Origin of the sequence: Phyllobacterium sp. A18/5-2 (genome assembly GCF_025452215.1) — a bacterium.
Classification (GTDB): domain Bacteria; phylum Pseudomonadota; class Alphaproteobacteria; order Rhizobiales; family Rhizobiaceae; genus Phyllobacterium; species Phyllobacterium sophorae.
This window is the reverse complement of the sequence record NZ_CP104968.1, coordinates 260899-278244: the sequence shown is the minus strand read 5'-3', so window position 1 is coordinate 278244 and position 17346 is coordinate 260899. Positions and strand designations below refer to the sequence as shown.

Below are 17346 nucleotides of genomic sequence, written 5' to 3'. Positions count from 1 at the left end.
CACCGCTGTTTGAGTTATTTTGCCCTTGCCCAGGCGGGCAGCCATTCGCCGTGAGAGGCGAGAAGGTCATCGACAAGCGACCATATCTGGTCGAGATCGAGCTCTGCCGCAGTATGCGGGTCCATCATGGCGGCATGATAGATATGATCACGGTTTTCTGTCATCAGGGCTTGAACGGTCAGTTCCTGCACGTTGACATTGGTCCGGATCAAAGCGGTTAGTTGCGGCGGCAGCGGACCAACGAAGGTTGGTTGGATGCCCGATGCGTCGACAAGGCACGGCACTTCCACCGCGCAATCGGCAGGCAGAGAGGTGATGCAGCCATTATTGCGTATATTGCCGTAAATCACGGACGGTTCGCCGGTCCACACCGAATGCATGATGGATGATGCATATTCGTGACTCTCATTCACCTCGATCGTGTCGGCCTTCGCAAAGCTCTCCGCCTGATCCTTCCAGCGTTCAATCTGCTCGATGCAGCGCTTTGGGTATTCATCCAGCGGAATACCGAACTTTTTCAATCAAATCATCACGGCCATCCTTGATGAAATAGGGCGTGTATTCGGCAAAATGCTCGGAGCTTTCCGTTACGAAATAGCCGAGCCTCGTCAGCATCTCATACCGCACCTTGTTGGGGCAGCGTTGATTCCAGTCGCTGGGCTTTGGCAAACGGCCCTCGCGATAACCGCGCACCAGATCCGGATAAAGATTGCGATAACTGCCGTCCGGCAGCTGGTGCTCGAATTGCAGGTAGAACGCCATATGGTTGATGCCGGCCGCGCGATAGCGAATCTCCGCAATGGGAATGTCGAGATCGCGAGCGAGCTCGCCGGCGGTTCCCTGAACCGAATGGCACAGGCCAACCTGCCGGATGGCCGGGTATTTTTCCGCAATCGCCCAGGTGTTGATCGCCATCGGATTCACATATTGCAAGAGAATGGCCCGAGGGCAGACGGCGAGCATATCCTCGCAGATTTTCCATAGATGCGGAACCGTACGCAGGCCTCGCATTATGCCACCGACACCGAGCGTATCAGCAATGGTCTGGCGCAAGCCATACTTCTTTGGGACCTCGAAATCGGTGACCGTACAAGGTTCGTAGCCGCCGATCTGGAATGCAACAACGACGAAGTCGGCATCCTGGAGAGCCCGGCGCTGGTCGGAATAGGTTTCTATGGCCGCGTTGGCGTCAAGCGTCCGAGCAAGCTTGCCCGCAACTATTTCGCTTTCCGCAAGGCGCTGCGGGTTGATGTCCATCAGCGCGATCGTTGCGCCCGACAAAGCGGGGCGCTGCAGCACATCGCCGATGATGTTTTTCATGAAGACCGTCGATCCGGCTCCGATGAAGGTAATTTTGGGTTGTTGTCTTGGCATGGCAGTCTCCGGGAGGATTATGCGGCTACCTCGAATGCGGCTTTGACGAGCCGTTCGGTGTAGGCGGTCTTGGGTTGGGAGAGGACTTCGTCAACGGGGCCCTCTTCGACGATCTTGCCGTGTTGCATCACCATCACGCGATGGCAGAGGGCACGGACTACTTTCAGATCGTGGGAAATGAACAGGTAACTGAGGCCGCAGTCGTCCTGCAGCTTGCGCAACAGGTCGATGATCTGGGCCTGGACCGACAGATCGAGCGCCGATGTCGGCTCGTCGAGAAGGATGAATTCCGGCTCAAGCACAATAGCGCGGGCAATGGCGATGCGTTGGCGTTGGCCGCCGGAGAATTCATGGGGAAAGCGCGAGAGAATATTGTGAGGCATGCCTGCGCAGGTCAAAGCCTCCTGCACACGTTCAAGGCGCTCTGCACGGTTCTGGCCAATCCTGTTGATGATTAGCCCTTCCTCGATAATCTGCCCCACGGACATGCGCGGATTGAGTGAGGCAAAAGGATCCTGGAACACGATTTGCATGCGCGATCGCAGCGGGCGCATCTCCTCCCGGGTTTTCCTATGGATCGGCTGGCGATCGAAATAGATCTCACCGCTGTCGGTGTTGATGAGCCGGACAAGTGCCTGACCGAATGTCGTTTTGCCCGAGCCGGATTCACCGACGATGCCCAACGTTTCGTGCCGGTGAAGTTTCAGATTGAGGCTGTCGACGGCTACAAGTTCGTGCAGCTGCGGCTTGAAGAAGCCGCCGCGCTTCAACATATAGGAAACCCTTACTGCCTTGCCTTCCAGAATAGCCTCGCAATTTGCCGGCATCGGATTGGCTTGTCCCGTCGGCTCCGAACCGAGCAGATGACGGGTGTAGGGGTGACGCGGGTTTTCAAAAAGCGCTGCCGTCGTATTGTGTTCCCGCACTTCGCCGTTCTGCATGACATAGACATAGTCGGAAAACTGCCGGACGACAGTTAGATCATGGGTGATGAGGATCACCGCCATTCCGAGCCGCTTCTGCAAATCCCGGATGAGGTTGAGAATCTGGGCCTGGACTGTGACATCCAGTGCTGTCGTCGGCTCATCGGCGATAAGTACGTCAGGATTGTTGGCGAGCGCCATGGCAATCATTACGCGCTGGCGCTGACCTCCTGAGAGCTGGTGCGGATACTGGTTGAGCCGGGATCCGGATCAGGAATTTGCACCTGTACCAGCAGCTCGAGCGCACGCTTTTGCGCCTCGCGCCGGCTGACGCGACGATGCACGCGAATGGCCTCGACGATCTGACTGCCGACCGTATAGATCGGATTGAGGGAACTCATCGGTTCCTGAAAAATCATGGACATGCGGTCACCACGCAGTTTGCGCCGTTCGCGATCCGAGAATTTCAACACGTTCTTGCCGTCATAGTCGATCTTCGCCGTCCCGGAGACTACGGCCCGCTTTGTCAGAAGACCCATGATCGTGCGGGCAGTTACGGATTTGCCGGACCCAGACCTCGCCGACAATGGCAATGGTTTCGCCTCGATAGAGCTGAAAGGAAACGTCTTTGACGGCATCGACGATTCCACCTTCGACCTTGAACTTTACAGCGATATTGCTGGCGCTGATGATCGGCGCGCCGCTGTGTGCCGCGTGGTCTTGCCGTTGACCTGGAGCAATCGTTCTGAGATCGGAAATCTGCATCGCTTCAAGCCTCAATAAGGGTCAACGGCATCGCGCAAACCATCACCGAGCGCGTTGAACGCAAAGACGGTGAGGAGCACGAAGGCAACGGGGGTGAGTATCCACGGATAGGAACCGATGACCGAGTAGGTAGCGGTATCCTGCAGCATCAGTCCCCAGGAAATCAGCGGCGGTTTGACGGCAAATCCGAGAAAGCCAAGAAAGGATTCCAGAAGCACCACGTGCGGGATGGCGAGCGTGACGGCAACGATCACATGGCTCAGCACGTTGGGGAAAATATGCTGGAAGATGATGCGCCGGTCGGTAGCGCCCACGGCCATGGCGGCACGGACATATTCGATCCGTGCAAGGGCCAGCGTCTTGCCGCGTACTTCGCGCGACATCTGTGCCCAGCCGAGCGCCGACATGACGATAATGACGAAGGCAAGGAAGACATTCGTCGGTGCGGTCACAGGAATAAGCGAGCTCAAGGCGAGATAGAGTGGCAATTGCGGGAATGCCAGAACCAGCTCAACGAAGCGCTGGGTCCACGAATCGAACCGCCCGCCGAAATAGCCGGAGACCAGACCCACGGTTGTACCGACCACGGTGACGATAAACACCACGATCAGCGCAATCATCAGCGAGATGCGTGAGCCATAAACGGCACGGGACAGGACATCACGTCCGAATTTGTCCGTCCCGAGGAAATGCACCGGCTTTCCATCAAGCGTGCCGAAGAAATGACGGTCTGATGGAATAATGCCGAAGAGCCGGTATTCGAAGCCTCGTACAAAAAATCCAAGCAAGCGGGGATTGTCATAGTCGGGTCCGACGATTGGCTGGAATGTAACCGGGTCCAGCTCTTCGGTTTCTGCTATGGGATAGGTCCGGGGGGGCAATGCAAAATTGCCGTCCTTGTCAAAGAAGCGGACGGCTTCCGGTGGTGCAAATCCGATATCGGTCTGCTTTGGATCAACTGGTGCGAAAAAAGCCGGCGAAGATTGCCATGACGAGCAGGAGGCAGACAAGAACGAGACCGGTCATGCCTGTCCAGGATCGCTTCAAGCGCCGCCACACAAGCGCGATGTAGCTCTCATTGCCGCGTTGGTTATCAATGACTTCCGCCACATGTGCGCGGGATTGGACGTGCATCTGCATCAGCTTGCCTCCCCATATTGCCGGACGCGCGGATCCATCAAGGCGAGAAGCAGGTCGGCAATGATATTGCCCACGATCAATGTCGCTGAAAGCACGAGCATGAAGGTTGCGGTGACATAGACATCGCCCACCCACATTGATCCGACGATGGCTGGACCAACGGTCGGCAGGGCAAAGATAATGGCAGTCTCGATCTCACCGGTCAGCATGTAGGGCAAGACCACGCCCTGATACATGATCAACGGATGCATCGCGTTGGGAACAGCGTGCCGCATGATAACCGCACCCTCGCTCAGGCCCTTGGCGCGGGCGGTTTCGACATACTGGGCATTGAGCGTATCGAGCAGATTGCCGCGCATCACGCGCATATTGTAGGCAAGCCCGCCAAATGTGGCGATGGCGACAACCGGCCAGACGTGCTGGGCAAGATCGACGAATTTGCCCCATGACCACGGAGCGCCGCCGTAACGTGCCGAATGGAAACTACCGATCTCCGAGACGTTGAAATGAAACACAAGTATGTAGACGATGATCAGTGCCATCAGAAAGCGCGGCACCGTCATGCCGAGAAACGATATTCCCGACAACAGGCTGTCGACCCAGGAATATTGCCGTGTTGCCGCCAATATTCCAAAGCTGATGCCGATAACTGACGCCAGGATGTGACAGGTAAGTGCCAGCAGCAGGGTGCGCGGCAGCCGCTCGCCGACCACGTCGGCCACCGGTTTGTTGTAAAAAAGGCTGTGGCCGAAATCGCCGCGTGTCACCATGCCGACGACCCAATTGACGTACTGGACGGGCAGGGGCTTGTCGAGGCCATTGGCGACACGATAGGCCTGTGCCTGGGCGTCGGCAGCCTCGAAGGAAGCACCGCCCTGATTGATCAATTGCGAGCGGATGTAATCGGAATAGTCGCCAGGGGGCGCCTGGATGATGGCGAAGGTCACTACACTCAGGACGAACAGCACTGGAATGGCAGATGCAATACGCACAAGCAGGAATCGTAACATGGGCCGGTTCACTTCTCTGTGTTTGCCTGGTTCAAAACTAACGCAATCGCGGCACCCTCCGGCCGCACCAGCGTGCGGCCGGAAAGTCAGAGCTTGGGAGGCTCAGTTCATAGGACCATCGCCGCCCGGCTTTCCCGGCAGCTGTTCGGGGAACAATTCATAATCACCCTGTTTGTCGGCCTTGGCGAATACACGCTCGCGAATGATCGTATCTTCCGCCCAGTTGAACATGAAGATCGGAGCGCCGGATGGTATATTGGAAAAACGCTTGTTGATGATCAGCGCGCCGGAATATTCGGTCAGGCCAACCGTGTTGACATTGGCAGTGTAAATCTTCTGGTACTGCTTCATCAGTTCGGCACGTTCGTCCTTGTCCTGGCTTGAAATGAACTTGTTCACCACGTCGACCAGTTGCTGTTCGAAGGGCATCAGGTCGAGCTGGCCTCCCTCAGGTGCGCGGTGGTGCCAGCTGGTGCGCGGGCCGGTTGGTGCCAGCTGTTCCGTATTCTGCACGACCGATGCAAGTTCCGCATGATGGCGCATGATCATCCAGTCGAAACGCCCGCCATAATTTGCGGCATCGCGCTGATTGCTGTCGAGGGCATTGATGATGACGCGCAGACCAAGTTTTTCCAGCTGGCCAATGACCCCTTCGGCAAGGTTTTTGTCGGTGTTGTAGCCATTGTTGACGAGAAGCGTGATCTCGACATCCTTTCCGCCCGCCTTGTCAGCCGGGAAATTCACAATGCCGTTGCCGTCCGTATCCTTCAGTCCCGCGTTTGCAAGTTCCGCCTTGGCACCTTCCAGGTCGAACGGATAGTAGACCGTGGATTGCCGGTCGTAGAAGCTTGTGCCAGAGGAAATGCCGCCCGGATAGATCGCCGTGAACGGTCCCTTGACCAGTGACCCGAAAGCCGCTTCCTGTCGATCGCCATTGTCACCGCCTTGCGGAAGTGCTCATTACGATTGAGCTCGCGAATGGCCTGGCCGCGTGCGTCAGGCTGGCCCCAGCCATTGCCGGAAAAATTCATGTAGAGATTGTAGCCGATGAGGCGAGGACCGAACGCCAGACGGGCCGGAGCATTGTCCTGGGCGGCGCGCTTGAGGGATTCCACGAAATTTTCTGGCTGCTCGAGGTTGGAAAAATCGCCCGAACCGGCCACGGCCTGCACATCGCGATCGGCCCAGGTGGACAATTTGTAGTGCAGTTCGTTGATGTAAGGCAGCTGATTGCCGTCTTCGTCCACCTTCCAGTAGTAAGGATTGCGGCGCAGCACGATAATGTCATCGGGCCGGTATTCCACGGGAACCCAGGCGCCCATGACCGGAATATTCATATATTCTGGCGGGAAGCCGTTCTTGTACTGGTCGTAGGTTGTTTGCGCATATTTGGGATGTTTTGTCTTCAGGATGTGCGAAGGCCCGGGGCAGAACGTGCCATAGGCCATGGCGTAGAGATACTGACGGGGAAAAGCCTCTATGAAAGTCCACTCAACAGTGTAGGCATCGATTTTCGTGAGTGTCGTCCCTGGGCCAAAACTCTCGTGTGTTGCTCCATTCAACGGTGAAACATTCGAATCGAGAACATTGTCTTGCCAGAAGAACATGACGTCATCGGCATCGAATGCATCTCCATCGGACCATTTCGCACCTTCGATAAGATGCATCGTAAGTTTATGGCCATCCGCCGACCACTCCCAAGCCTTCGCAAGGTTCGGCAACGGCTCTATATCCTTGGCCTCCACCTGGAAAAGTGGAGCAGTGCGGGTAAGGCATTCCGACATGGCGATGTCGATACCGCCCCAGCCCTGGGATTGACCGGCACTGTAGTTCCAGCCTTCGGGACGCCCGCCAATGACATGACGAAGTGTGTCGCCATAAACCCCGATTCCGTCGGGCATGTTTCCGGTCTTGAAGACCAGGGGCTCCTTGGGCAGGCGGTCTTTGACGGGCGGAAGCCCGCCCGTTTTGACAAATTTCTCTGTCACCCATTCCGGCTCGTGGTACTCGGGAAGACTCTTGAATTCGAGAATTGAATCGCGCGGAACATAGGTGATAGGGGCCTGCGCCTTGAATTCCGCTGGCTCTGGCGGAACGGTGGGCTCTGATGCAAGGGCCGGAAAGGCCAGCATCGACACGCCAACGGCTAATTTGCTCCAATAGCGAAAATGGCTCATCGTCTCTCCCTCTGTGCTTCTGGCCGGTTTTCACCGGACCACTCCTCCCGGCAGCATTTGCCGCCGCTTCTCTGCATTCCGGCGCGTCTCCTCCAAGACGGGGAAAACAGACTGGCGGTTCTAGCCCGCCGCCTGTTTCACGGCCGCCTTTTCTGCTCTCAATTCTTCAATGGAACGCACTGAACGGCTGGCTACGCCCTTCCATTCGCGCGTCGCGACGGTCTTGTGGCGCAGGCGCTCCTTTGCACCGTCGATTGCGTGCGCATATTGTGGCAGCCACTGTGCCTGGGCGACAATCATCTCATCGACCATCTGCCAGACTTCCTCCGGTGTGCACACCGCGCCAACCAGCGGATCATGCAGGACGGCGAGTTTAAGGAGATCAATATCGCCCTTGACTGCGGCGTGCACCGCCATGCGCTGCACATTGATGGATGAAATGCAGGTTGCGGCGCACGCTTCCGGCAGCGTGATACCGGAGACCATATTGATACCGAAACGGTCGACAAAGCCCGGCGATTCAATGATCGCATCGGCGGGCAGATTGGTGATGATGCCAGTGTTCTTCGTGTTGAAGTGGCCGCGATAGATCCGTCCCGTTTCGAGCGCCTCCAGAATATGGCTTGCATGTTCGTTGGAGCGGCGGGCCGGGTCGATGGGCTTGGCGGCAGCTTCAAGAAACTGCGGAAATTCGGTTTCAAACCAGTTGCGTGTTTCGGTCGAGTAGCGCAGATAGCCGCCCGTCTCGCCATGGATCCAGTCGGACATGTCGATCCATTTGGTGATTTCTTCCGGCCGCTTGCGGTACCAGGGAAGATATTCCGAAAGGTGGCCGTTGCTCTCGGTGGAATAGACGCCGAAACGCTTCAGTACATCGATGCGCAGCTTTTCCTGCCGGGAATAGACGGGGTGGGCCTCGAATGCCGCGACAAGTTCATCCTTGCCAATTCTGCGGCCGCGCAGCCGCAGATCGATAAACCATGTCTGATGATTGATGCCGGAACAGATGTAGTCGAGTTCCTCCTTCGACTGTGCGCCGAGAATATCGGCGATCTGCTCTGCACCGTGCTGGACGCCGTGGCAGAGGCCAACCGTTTCGACTTTGCCGTATTCAATGGCAGCCCAGGTATTCATGGCCATGGGATTGGCATAATTGAGCAACCTCGCGCCAGGTTCCGCCACTTCGCGGATATCCTTGCAGAAGTCGAGGATGACGGGGATATTGCGCTGCCCGTAGAGGATCCCGCCGGCACATATCGTGTCACCCACGCATTGGTCGATGCCGTATTTCAAAGGGATGCGGATATCGTCGGCATAGGCTTCAAGTCCGCCCACCCGCACGCAGCTGATGATGTAGTGCGCGCCTTCGATCGCCTTGCGCCGGTTTGTCGTCGCGGTAACCCGCGTCGGCAGCTTGTTTGCCTCGACGATGCGATCCAGGATGGCCTTGATCATCTTGAGGTTATGTTCGCTCAGGTCGGTCAAGGCGAATTCGATATCCTGGAACTCGGGCACGCACAGAATGTCGGTGAACAGCTTCTTTGTGAAACCCACGCTGCCTGCGCCAATGATGGCGATCTTGAAACTGCTCATGCTGACCTCGATCATCTGGAACCGCCGGAAGCAGTGAGAAAGGCACGCCCCTGGACGTCGTAACGCCAAGCCATTCGAAAGATCAGGATTCTCCTGTCTTCCCCTCCGTTGACACTTCTCGCTGACAGTTCATTTGCTGTTCTTTGCCGGTATTATGCGTATATTCCCCTGAGCGAATAGAGAGGGATTATGCTTTTGAGGGTAATTTTGTGCTGCAGAAATTAGTTGCTTCCGGACCAGTCATGAAGACCGTTTCACTGCCGCGCGGGCGTCATTCGCTGCATACAATGCCCACCAGTACGGGTTATGAGGTCCGCCACGATGAGCCATATGACTGGGATGGGCGCAAGCGCGGCCAGACGCCCTTTACGGTGTTGCAGCACACGATCAGCGGCGCAGGCAATCTGCGTTATGAAAATCGCAACTACAAAGTGCGCGAGGGTGAAACTCTGCTGGTTCTGGTGCCGCACAATCATCGCTATTGGCTGCCGCAGGGCGGTCACTGGGAATATTTCTGGATTTCTATGAACGGCGAAGAAGCGTTGCGTATTCATCGCTCCGTCCTTGCGGCTCAAGGGCCAGTTCTGAGATTGCCGGCAGAGACCATAGAACATCTTGCCGATTGCAGTTTGCGGCTGATCGAGAATGCGGAAACCGCCGGACGGGCTTCTTCCATCGCCTATGAGGCCGCCATGGCACTCTACGATGGAGTGTTCGGTTCTCACCCTGTCGCACAACATGAGCGGACAGCCATGCAGCCGGTTATCGACCATATCAGTGCCAACCTCGACAAACCGCTTCCCGTTGACGAACTGGCGGGCGTCTCGGGTTTGAGCCGCGCACATTTTTCACGGGTCTTTGCGGAGAGCGAGGGGCTGCCGCCCGCCGAATTCGTTCTGCAGAAGCGGATGCAAAGAGCAACCAAGCTTTTGACCAACGCCGCGTTTCTGCCGGTCAAGGAGGTCGCAATCATGACCGGCTTTGACGACGCCAATTATTTTTCAAAAGTATTCAGGCGCGTCTACGGTGCCAGCCCGACCGAGTTTCGTACCACGGGCATGTATGCCAGCGTCAAAAACCGGACCAGCCCGGACGATAATCCGCGGCCGGACTGATCCGCTATGCGAATGCTCTAACCTTCCAGCCATTTCACCTGATCTGGGGTGAGTTTGATATCGAGAGCCGACAGACTGTCTTCGAGTTCACCCAGCGTGCGCGGCCCGATGAGCGGAATGACAGGGAAAGGCTGGGCAAGGACATAGGCAAGCGCGATGTGAATTGGATTGCGGCCAAGTTTCGTGGCGAGTTCAATCGCCCTGTCACGCCGCCCGAAATTCTTCTCCGAATACCAGACGCGCACCAGTTCTTCATCGTCCCGCTTGTCGCGGCCAGCACGGTGCGTGAAAAACCCGCGGCCCTGGCTTGACCAGGCGAAGTTCGGTATCTGGCCGCTGTTGAGCCATGCCTTCCACCGGTCATCCGACGCTGCCACACAGCCAGCCCAGATCGGATCGAGCATTTCGGCCAGCGAAAAATTATTCGATAGTGCACCCGGTGCCGTTTTTCCGGTTTTTTCAGCATAGGCGATTGCCTCATCCATACGTTCGCGCGTCCAGTTCGAACCACCAAATGGTCCCCGGATGCGGCCGGCCCTGACTTCGGCATCGATGGCGTCAACAAATTCACCGACCGGAATGTCGGTATTGTCGCGGTGCATGAAATAAAGGTCCACGTAGTCGGTCTTGAGCCGGTCAAGCGACCGGGACAATTGCTTGCCAATCACATCCGGATAGCAAAGCGGCGAATGGGCACCTTTGCCGATGAGGACGAGCTCCTCGCGCGGAACATTGCGGCTGGTGTGCCAATCGCCGAATATCTCCTCCGTCTTTCCTCCAGCGTAAATGTAAGCGGTGTCGAACAGATTGCCGCCTGCCTCGTAAAAGGAATCAAGGGTCAACGCGGCCGCCGCGAAATTCGGGAAAAACTCAAAGCCCAGCGCGACAACAGAGGCGGATGTTGCAAGGCCGGGAATGCTTCTCTTTGGAATGGCATTGCCCGGCTTGAGCGTGTCTCCTGAAATCGTTCTGGTGCGAAACGCCGCTTTTTCAACCGTATATTCGAGCCCTATCGCGGCCCGCCACTGGTCGAGCACGCGCAGATTGCCGGTGGAGTCAGCCCAACTCATGCCGGGGGCGGCAAACTCCTGCCGTCCTTCGCGGATGGCCTCGCCCGCAGCATCGACTTCGAAGGAATAGAGCCATCGGCTTTCCTCGACTTCGATTGTTTCATGCTTTCCACCGGAACCGAACAGTTCCAGCTTGCCCACGCCCCCTTTGTGGCCGGATGCAAACCAGAAATCCTTGACCTCGATCCGTCCTTGCGAGCCGATGATGCGAAGCGTGTTATCCTGATCGGCCATGATCGAGCAGGATACTTCGGCGACGATGCCATTCGGAAATTTGAGGACAGCTGAAGCCCACTCGTCCACACCCGTTTGACCGAGATGACCTGCCCCCGACACGAATTCTGGCTCAAGAAAGGGCTTTCCGTCGACACTGCCAGCTATAAGCCGCGCCATGGACACGGGATAACCGCCGACATCGAGAATGCCGCCGCCCGCGGTTTCATTGGAAAAGAGCCGGTGGTCGGGCTTGACGCTGCCCATGTTGAAGCCAAAGCTCGACCGGATGATACGGATATCGCCAATGACACCGCCCTTGATCAACTCGACCAGTTTGACGGTCTGCGGATGAACGCGGTACATGAAGGCCTCGCCGGCGAACCTGCCCGCTTTTTTCGCCTCATGAAAGATGGCTTCCGCAGCAAAGGCGCTGAGGCCGATTGGCTTTTCGACGAGGACATGCTTGCCGGCGCGGAGCGCCTTGATAGCCCACTCGGCGTGAGCCGTATGCGGTGTCGCGATGTAGATGGCATCCACTTCCGGATCGTCCAGCAGAGCCTCATAGCCACTGACGATGCGAGCGTCTGGAAAATGATCGGCAAGTCCGGGCCGGTCCGGATTGCGCGAAGCAATGGCAACCAGCTTGCCGGTCCGGGAATGGGCAATGCCATCGGCAAAAGTCCGGGCGATGGTGCCGGGGCCAATGATGCCCCAGCGGATCGATGTCGTTTCGGTCATGGATATGTCCTCTTTGGATTGGTTCTCGTCCACTGGGAGGGTGGCCGAACTGGATGCTGATTACCGCAGCCGGTTGCCATCGTTGTCGAACAGGAAGGCGTGGCTCGATCTGATGGCGACGGTGAGCAGGTCGCGGTTGGTTTCATTGCGGGATTCTTCGCGTTCGATGATGACCTGTTCACCACCCGCAACGTTCGCGTAGATGTAGCTGGTATTGCCGAGATGTTCGGCGACATCGACCTTGATGGTGAGGTCGGCATCGCCTTGACCAGCCTTGACGAAATGCTCCGGCCGAATGCCAAGCGTCACGCGCTCGCCGCTACCGCCGCGAGGCCTCTCGACCGGCAGGGTGACCCGGACGTTGCCCTGGTTCAAAAGCGTGATCGTAACGCTGTGGTCCGTTGCCTCGATAATTTCCGCGCTCATGAAGTTCATCTTGGGCGAACCGACGAAACCGGCGACAAACTGATTGGCCGGATTGTCGTACAGGTCGAGTGGTGCACCGATCTGCTCGATATTGCCGCCACGCAGCACGACGATCTTGTCGGCCAGGGTCATGGCCTCGGTCTGGTCGTGCGTCACATAGATCATGGTCGTCCCCAGTTCCTTGTGCAGCCGGGAAATTTCGACCCGCATCTGCACGCGCAGTTCCGCGTCGAGATTTGAAAGCGGCTCGTCGAACAGGAAAACTTGCGGTTCACGCACGATGGCGCGCCCAATGGCGACGCGCTGACGCTGGCCGCCGGAAAGCTGCTTGGGGCGGCGTTTCATCAATTCCCTGATCTGCAGAATGTCGGCGACGCGTTGGACACGGCGCTGCGTATCGGCCTTGGGGTTGCCGGTCATGCGCAGGCCAAAGGCCAGGTTCTCTTCGACGGTCATGTGCGGATAGAGCGCGTAGGATTGGAATACCATGGCGATGCCGCGGTCCGCCGGCTCGACATCATTGACGACAGTGCTGCCAATGCGGATTTCTCCGTCGGTTATATGTTCAAGGCCGGCGATCATGCGCAGCAATGTGGACTTGCCGCAGCCGGATGGACCGACAAACACCACGAACTCGCCATCGGCGACATCGAGACTGGCGTTGCGGATGATTTCATAGGAGCCGTAACGCTTGACGACACCCTTGAGCGAAAGTTCAGCCATGCGGCGTTCTCCGGTTATTTGATCGCGCCGGCGGCGATGCCGGCAATGAAGTGGCGCTGCAAGAGGATGAAGACGACAAGGATCGGCGCGGTGAGCAATACCGCCCCTGCCATGATGCCGCCCCAGGAAACCTTGGTCAGACCGATCAGCGTTCCGAGCGCGACTGGTGCCGTCATCATGCCGGGCCGCGAATTGATCAGCAGCGGCCAGAGATAGTTGTTCCAGGAGTGGAGAAAGAGGATGATCGCCAGTGCAGCCATGGTCGGCCGGGCCAGCGGCAGCGCAATGCGCAGGAAGATCTGCCATTCCTTGACACCTTCGACGCGCGCGGCATCAAACAGCTCTGACGGCATCATCGAAAAGGCTTGCCGCATGAACAATACGCCGAGCGAGTTGAACAATGGCGGCACGATGAGCGCAACCCAGGTATTGGCCAGTCTGAATTCACGCGCCACCATGATGAACTGTGGGATGACCACGACAAAATAGGGCAGGGTGATGGTGCCGAGAATGATGCCGACCACCAGAGATTTGCCGAAGAACCGGTAGCGTGCGAGTGCCCAGCCGGCCATCGCTGTGAGCAGGACCGACAGGAACGTGTAGATCATCGCGGCGCTAAGGGAGATCATCAGTGCGCGTATGAAGTCGGTATCCGCCTGAAGGTTGCCGAGATTCTCGACGAAATAGGTCGAGGGCAGCAGTTCGATGTGCGGGCTGAAAATGCCGTAGTCGGGCATTGTCGCAAACACGAACATCATCCAGAGCGGAAACAGCCAGATGATCGCCAGCGGAATAAGCACGGCATGCAATGACAGCGAACGGATGAATGTTGATCTCGATTTCGATTTCATTTCGGTTCGCGCCCCACCCAGAGATTGAGAAGTGAAATTGCAATCGCCAGCGCCGCCATCGTATAGGCAATGGCGGAGGCATAGCCGAAGTTGAGCAGACGCAAAACCTTGCCGGTAGAGGAAGAGGCCAAGCGTTTCCGTTCCACCGCCGGGACCACCGCGATTGGTGATCAGGAACGGCTCGGTGAAGAGCTGCATGGAACCGATGATCGACAGCACGACACAAAAGAGAATGATGGGCCTGAGCAACGGCAATGTAATGTAGATGAACTGCTTCAACTTGCTGACGCGGTCGAGTGTTGCGGCCTCGTAAACGTCATCGGGGATTGACTGAAGTCCGGCGAGTATGATGATGGCGTTGTATCCGGCCCAGCGCCAGGTCACGGCGATGATCAGCAGCGCCATTGCCGCCGGGGCTTCGGCAAACCATGAGACGGACGGGATGCCGGTGGCATTCAACAGCTTGTTGACGATGCCGAAATCGAGATTGAACATGAGCCGGAACACCGCGGCGTAGGCGACTTCGCCCACAACGACTGGCGCGAAAAAGGCGAAGCGGAACAGGCCCTTTGCCTTCAGCAGCGGGGAATTGAGCAGCACCGCCATGATCGTTGCAAGCGTAATCATCACCGGCACCTGAATGACCAGGATGATCATCGTGTTCTTCAGCGCATTGTAGAAAGCCGGATCCGAGAACAGCCGCCCCCAGTTCGTGCCGGGGCTGAAGGTCCACGGGTTGATGCGCGTATTTTGAAACGACATCATAAATGAACTGATGATCGGCCAAATCCAGAAGACGGCAAAGATCAACAGATAGGGGGCAAGAAACCCGTAGGCGGCCCGGTTGCGCGACGATTGCATCAGTTGTTCTCCTCAGTGCGAAAGGCCAGGTAAACCGGACACGCCCTGTCGCGTGTCCGGTTTGAGGTCATTCGGCAATGGGAAGGCCAGTGGCCGATGCGATCTGGTTGGCAGCGTCATCCAGAGCGGCTTTGGCGTCGGGGTAGCCGCCCGCGAAATATTTCGTTTGTGTCGCCTTGTAAGTTTCGTCGGCGTCACTCTGAAATGCCGTACCGCGGCTCGGAACGATCTTTGGCAAGGTTCCGAGGATTTCCGACCATACGGCTTGTCCGCCCCAATAGGGTTGCGGCTCCAAAACAAACGGGTCCTTGACCGCGCCGAGCAGGGACGGCACCAGGCCGAAGCTCTTGAGCATGGCAATCTGTCCCTCGTTCGTGCCAAGCGCATAGTTGAGGTAGGTCCAGGCAGCTTCCTTGTTCTGGGAGCCGTTGCTGATGGCGAGCGAGGATCCGCCGAGATTGGCCGCATGCGGGCCGTCGGCGGTGAGGCTTGGCATGAGATAGACGCCCCATTTGCCTTCAAGCTTGGGCGAATTGGAGCGGATGGAGCCTTCGTACCAGCCGCCATAAAGCTGGCTTGCAACGGTTCCTGCCGTATTGGACTGTATTTTCTCATCCCAGATGGCGGCCGTCAGCGTGCCGGCATCCTTCATCTGTTTTATCTTTTCCAGCGCTGCAGCGCATGCGGGCTGGTTGATGGTGATCGACTGGCCATCGGTGGCGAAGTATCCGCATCCCTGCTCGTTGGAAATCATGCGGAACCATTCACTGTCGCCATTGAAATCGGCTTGCGCCATGACGACACCCGGATTGGCCGAAGCGATTTTCTTGCCTGCGGCAATGAAATCGTCCCAAGTCTTGATCGTTGCCGGATCAGCGCCGGCTTTCTCATAGAAGTCACGGCGGTAGAAAACGGCGACCGGGCCGGAATCCCATGGCATTGCATAGGCAACATCCCCGACTTCCAGCTCGGTACGCTTGAATTCGGGAAATTTGGCCTGAATTTCGGGCGTATATCCGAGATCCTTGAGATTGGCGAAGCATTCGGGGAAACGATTCCAGAATATTTCAGCTTCGAAGTTCTCGATGGTGACGATGTCAGGCAGGCCATCCCCACCCGCTGCGCAAGCCGCGAGCGTCTTGTCGAAAACCTGGTGATTGCCAAGATCGATTACGTTGACCTTGATATCGGGAAACTGTTTGTTGAAACCTTCCAGGGTCGACTTCAGCGATGAAGCAGCGACATTCCAGCTCCAGATGGTCAGTTCGCCCGATTGGGCAAACGCCGGTAAGGAGCTCAAGCCCAGTGTTACCGCGAGCGCTGTCGCGCCAAGAGATATAAAGCGCATTGAAAATCCTCCCTTTTCAATTGCTCGTTCTTTGCGAACGTGGCTAGACTAACCACAAGGGAGCGTCTGTCTCCTACAAAGGGAACATGAAATGGGCGGAAAGTAAGATGGGTGAAAGGCCGATTTACCAGCCGGGTGCAAGCAGCGTCGAGGGGATGCCAACTGCCTTGCAGATGTTTCATAACCACCCGCCGGTGATGGCCATGCCGCATTGGCATGCCCAGGTGGAAGTCAATTATATCGTCCGCGGCTCCGTTCATTATCGCATGAACGACCACGCAATTCGCCTGAACGCTGGAGATATGTGCCTGTTCTGGGGAGGCCAGCCGCATCAGATGGACGATTCTTCCGACGATCTCGATCTATGCCGGGGCGCATCTGCCGCTCGTCCATTTCTTCCGCATGCGTTTGCCGGAGACGGTGCCGAGCCGCCTGATGCAGGGACAGACATTGGTAACCTCGGCCACCGACGTGGCAGACGCCGAAAATTTTGCGCGATGGTTCCGTTACGTCCGCTCCGGTGATCCGGCCAAGGTCGAGCATGCGGTGAGCGAGTTGCTGCTTCGCATCGAACGTGTGTGTTTCGAGCCGTTTCACATGGTCCCCGAAAACAGGGACACGCCCTCCATCGATCAGTCAAGCCAGCAATCGTCGCGCGCGGTTGCCCGCATGTGCGATTTCATCGCGGCCAACTTCTTGCAGGAGATCGATTCGGCAGACATATCGCTATCGGCCAATCTGCATCCCAAATATGCAATGAGCGTTTTCAAGAAATCAACCGGCATGACACTCAACAGCTATGTGAGTCTGCTGCGCCTCTCCTATGCCCAGGCAATGCTGCTCAAAGACGAAGTCAATGTGCTTCAGGTGGCCATGGACAGCGGATTTGGTTCGCTCAGCGCTTTCAACAAGTCATTTCGCAATATTGCCGGCATGTCGCCATCCGACTTCCGTCGCGACATGCGCAATGTGCTGCAGCCGGGTCGAACGTCAACCATTTCCCTCTAGGAATTACC

General features: G+C 57.1%; 7 protein-coding genes and 6 pseudogenes. 2 read left to right on the top strand and 11 right to left on the bottom strand.

Going from position 1 to position 17346, the window contains the following annotated elements; translation table 11 throughout:
• Positions 1-14: 14 nt before the first annotated feature.
• The 6 genes and pseudogenes from N8E89_RS27725 to N8E89_RS27700 form a co-directional block, all read right to left on the bottom strand.
• Positions 15-1374, bottom strand: a pseudogene (locus N8E89_RS27725) (alpha-glucosidase/alpha-galactosidase).
• 17 nt (positions 1375-1391) lie between these two features.
• Positions 1392-3062: pseudogene (locus N8E89_RS27720) on the bottom strand (ABC transporter ATP-binding protein).
• 11 nt (positions 3063-3073) lie between these two features.
• Positions 3074-4202: pseudogene (locus N8E89_RS27715) on the bottom strand (ABC transporter permease).
• Entirely contained in the window at positions 4202-5212 is a 1011-nt protein-coding gene (locus N8E89_RS27710) for an ABC transporter permease (RefSeq protein ID WP_262263381.1), read from the bottom strand. Before N8E89_RS27710 ends, N8E89_RS27715 begins: the two are co-directional and overlap by 1 nt.
• Positions 5213-5314: 102 nt before the next feature.
• Positions 5315-7389: pseudogene (locus N8E89_RS27705) on the bottom strand (ABC transporter substrate-binding protein).
• A gap of 120 nt (positions 7390-7509) precedes the next feature.
• Positions 7510-8982, bottom strand: coding sequence for an alpha-glucosidase/alpha-galactosidase (locus N8E89_RS27700; RefSeq protein WP_262263380.1), 1473 nt, complete (start codon positions 8980-8982; stop codon positions 7510-7512).
• A 242-nt stretch (positions 8983-9224) separates the two neighbouring features.
• Between N8E89_RS27700 and N8E89_RS27695 the strand changes: the two genes are divergently transcribed.
• Positions 9225-10097: an AraC family transcriptional regulator gene (locus N8E89_RS27695; RefSeq protein WP_262263379.1), complete on the top strand. Its 873-nt coding sequence runs from the start codon at positions 9225-9227 to the stop codon at positions 10095-10097.
• Positions 10098-10114: 17 nt separating this feature from the next.
• Here the strand turns inward: N8E89_RS27695 and N8E89_RS27690 are convergent, their stop codons facing one another.
• The 5 genes and pseudogenes from N8E89_RS27690 to N8E89_RS27670 all read right to left on the bottom strand — a co-directional run bounded on the left by N8E89_RS27690 (position 10115) and on the right by N8E89_RS27670 (position 16330).
• Positions 10115-12121: an aldo/keto reductase gene (locus N8E89_RS27690; protein WP_262263378.1), complete on the bottom strand. Its 2007-nt coding sequence runs from the start codon at positions 12119-12121 to the stop codon at positions 10115-10117.
• Positions 12122-12181: 60 nt separating this feature from the next.
• The gene (locus N8E89_RS27685) at positions 12182-13270 is read right to left on the bottom strand and encodes an ABC transporter ATP-binding protein (RefSeq protein ID WP_262263377.1); all 1089 of its coding nucleotides are present in this window, start codon (positions 13268-13270) and stop codon (positions 12182-12184) included.
• Between the two features lie 14 nt (positions 13271-13284).
• Complete coding sequence (locus N8E89_RS27680) at positions 13285-14121, bottom strand: carbohydrate ABC transporter permease (protein ID WP_262263376.1); 837 nt, start codon at positions 14119-14121, stop codon at positions 13285-13287.
• Positions 14118-14982 (bottom strand): annotated as a pseudogene (locus N8E89_RS27675) (carbohydrate ABC transporter permease). Before N8E89_RS27675 ends, N8E89_RS27680 begins: the two are co-directional and overlap by 4 nt.
• 67 nt (positions 14983-15049) lie before the next feature.
• The gene (locus N8E89_RS27670; protein WP_262263375.1) at positions 15050-16330 is read right to left on the bottom strand and encodes an ABC transporter substrate-binding protein; all 1281 of its coding nucleotides are present in this window, start codon (positions 16328-16330) and stop codon (positions 15050-15052) included.
• An 86-nt stretch (positions 16331-16416) separates the two neighbouring features.
• Between N8E89_RS27670 and N8E89_RS27665 the strand changes: the two are divergent.
• Positions 16417-17338, top strand: a pseudogene (locus N8E89_RS27665) (helix-turn-helix domain-containing protein).
• The last annotated feature ends 8 nt before the right edge of the window (positions 17339-17346 follow it).